The 2,857-nt window shown below is 34.5% G+C and carries 3 protein-coding genes; 2 read left to right on the top strand and 1 reads right to left on the bottom strand.

Going from position 1 to position 2,857, the window contains the following annotated elements; all coding sequences use genetic code 11:
- The coding region (locus AC06OU_RS06645) for a 5'-methylthioadenosine/S-adenosylhomocysteine nucleosidase family protein (protein ID WP_475854819.1) at window positions 1-650 on the bottom strand (650 nt) is incomplete at its 3' end.
- Window positions 651-942: 292 nt separating this feature from the next.
- On the opposite strand from AC06OU_RS06645, the gene hflK reads away from it, so the two are divergent.
- Both hflK and hflC read left to right on the top strand, forming a co-directional pair.
- Window positions 943-1,932: an FtsH protease activity modulator HflK gene (gene hflK, locus AC06OU_RS06640; RefSeq protein WP_475854818.1), complete on the top strand. Its 990-nt coding sequence runs from the start codon at window positions 943-945 to the stop codon at window positions 1,930-1,932.
- The coding region (gene hflC, locus AC06OU_RS06635; RefSeq protein ID WP_475854816.1) for a protease modulator HflC at window positions 1,932-2,857 on the top strand (926 nt) is incomplete at its 3' end. The genes hflK and hflC, both read left to right, overlap by 1 nt.

Raw genomic sequence — 2,857 nt, 5'->3', positions numbered from 1 at the left:
TTTCCAAATATTTTGTTCATCACCTTGGGCGTGTTTTCTAAATAAACATTAATTTGTTCCATGTTCGATTGAAGTTTATTGGAGTTTCTTTCATCTGTCGGAAAATCAGATATTCCTTTAATGATAATGCATTCAACATTATTCTTCTTACAGATATAAGCAATTGCACCCGCTTCTGTATCGGCAATTGTTATTTCGTTATCTTTAAGTTCTAAATAGTCCTCCCACATAACAACTGCTTTATCAGCAGTGCCAATGGTTCCTGTATAAAAATCATCTCCATATTTAGATAAATCCATATCGACTATGAAGGATTGTTTAATAAAAGGCTCAATTTCTTTTACTGTACAATCATATTGAACGGCTTTATTGGGTACAAAAATATCCAAATTACTGTACTTCTCATCTATTCCTGCACATGTTCCAGCAACGATCACTTTAGTTAAATCAAATTTAGAAATCATAAACTGATTGCCACCAACACCATTTACTTTTCTTACACCCGTACTATAAAAAACAAGTTCAGTATCATTAATTGTTCTTATGAAATACTCACCGTATGGGTAACTGAAACGTTCGTTATTTTTTATGCTAAAGTACTCCAAGGTCGCTTCGTATTCCCACTTCGTTGCAATGCTTATTCCAATCATCGATTTATCACCCTACAAATAAAATTTGTCCCCTACACGTTTTAATTTCATTTTTTATCATTTGACTATTCTTTTTTACTCTGTTCGTTACCTATTAAACATTAATAGGCAAATATCCTTTTTTCCTAGCCCGCTTCCGCACATTTAAATGTAACATTTCACGAACGATACCTACACTACGAAAAAACAACCCTTCTAAGCCGTGCCAAAAAGAAATAGTTAGTTTTGAAATTTTTGAAACTTTCCTTCGTCATGCCCGTAAAATAACTATACATAGAGAAGGGGGAAAAATATGAGTACAAAAAGATTGTTAACTATTATCGCTGTATCTATTGTTGGCATTGTTCTTCTATCCGCAGTATTTACATCTTGGTATACAGTAGATGAATCCGAACAAGCAATAGTTATTACATTTGGAGATGCAAGCGAGCCAATAACCGAATCAGGGTTAAAATTTAAGTTTCCTTGGCCAATACAGAAGGTAGAAAAGCTATCAAAAGAAACCTTCAGTTTACAGTTTGGTTATAAGCAAGACGCGAATGGGGAAATCACTTCCTATGACAAGGATACTAAAATGATTACTGGAGACGACAATATCGTTTTAACAGACTTGGTTGTTCAGTATAAAATAACAGATCCTAAAGCGTACTTATTTAATTCTGAAAATCCAAAGGAAATGTTACATGATGCAACCTCTGCATCTATTCGTTCAGTAATCGGAAATTCGAAAATTGATGATGCTTTAACTTCAGGTAAGGCTCAAATTGAAGCAGATACAAATGAGTTGCTTGCTTCATTGATTAATAAATATGAAATTGGTATTACAGTGTTGACCGTGAAGTTGCAAGATGTGGAGCTTCCAAATGCAGAAGTTAGGGCTGCATTTACAGCAGTAACCGATGCGGAAGAAACTAAAAATACAAAAGTAAACCATGCAGAAAAGTATGTTAATGAAAAGGTTAGTGTAGCTGAAGGTGAAGTGGATGCTATTAAATCAGAGGCTATAGGCTATCAAACAGCACGTATTGAACAGGCAAAAGGTGATGTTGCCTTATTTGATAAGCTATATGCCGAATATCAAAATAATAAGGAAATCACTAGACAGCGATTAGTAATGGAAACATTGGAAGCTGTTTTGCCTAATGCTAAAATTTATATAATGAATGATGAAGGTGGGACGATGAAGTATTTACCACTTCAACAAATAGAGTCCTCTAAACAAAGTGCACCACCGCCAAGCACTACTACTGAGAAAAAGCCTGAAGAAGGGAGTGGACAATAATGTCAGATAATAACAACCCTTTTGCAAATTTAGAGTCAAAGTTTAAAACTGTGCCTAACAAACCTAAAAAAGAAAAGACTCCCATTGATTATAAAAAGCATACTAAATCGTTCATTTCAATTTTTGTCGTCTTTGTACTTGCAGTAATTGCCCTCGCTAATATATATGTAGTCAAGGAGGGAGAATATAGAGTTATTCGTCAGTTCGGTGAGATTAAAAGTATTAAAGATTCTCCTGGCCTGCATATGAAAATACCATTTATACAAAGTGTAACGACCATTCCAAAATACCAAATGAATCATAATTTATCTGAGGCAGAGATCAATACAATGGATAAGCGACGTATAATTATCGATAATTATGCAGTTTGGAGAGTAGTCAATCCAAAGGACATGATTTCTAATGCAGGAAACATAGTGAATGCAAGCTCTCGTATGGAGGAATTTATTTATTCAGTAGTGCGATCAGAGCTTGGTCAATTAAATTATAGTGAAATCATTAATGATGAAAATTCATCGCGTGGTAGTTTAAATGACCAGATTACTAAAGAAGTAAATGAACTTCTATCTAAAGATAAATATGGAATAGAAGTAGTAGATGTCCGTATTAAAAGAACCGACCTGCCAGAAGAAAATGAGCAGTCTGTATATAACGAGATGATTTCCGACCGTGAAAGTGTTGCTCAAAAGTTTTTGTCTACTGGTGATGCTGATAAGAGAAGAATTGAAGCTGAAACGGATAGTACAGTTACGAAGATGATAGCTGAAGCTAAAAAAGAGGCTGCTCTTCTAAGAGCTGAAGGGGATGCGGAGGCTGCAAGAATTTATAATACTAGCTTTTCAAAGGACCCTGAATTTTATTCTTTATATAGAACATTAGAATCCTATAAGAAGACAATCGGTGAAGATACGATGATTGTTATTCC

Source organism: Psychrobacillus sp. (assembly GCF_056205495.1).
This window is presented reverse-complemented; position numbering and strand designations above follow the sequence as displayed.

Bases quoted from the DNA above. Each gene is read 5' to 3' on its own strand.
- hflK (WP_475854818.1), top strand. From the start codon at position 943: ATGAGTACAAAAAGATTGTTAACTATTATCGCTGTATCTATTGTTGGC.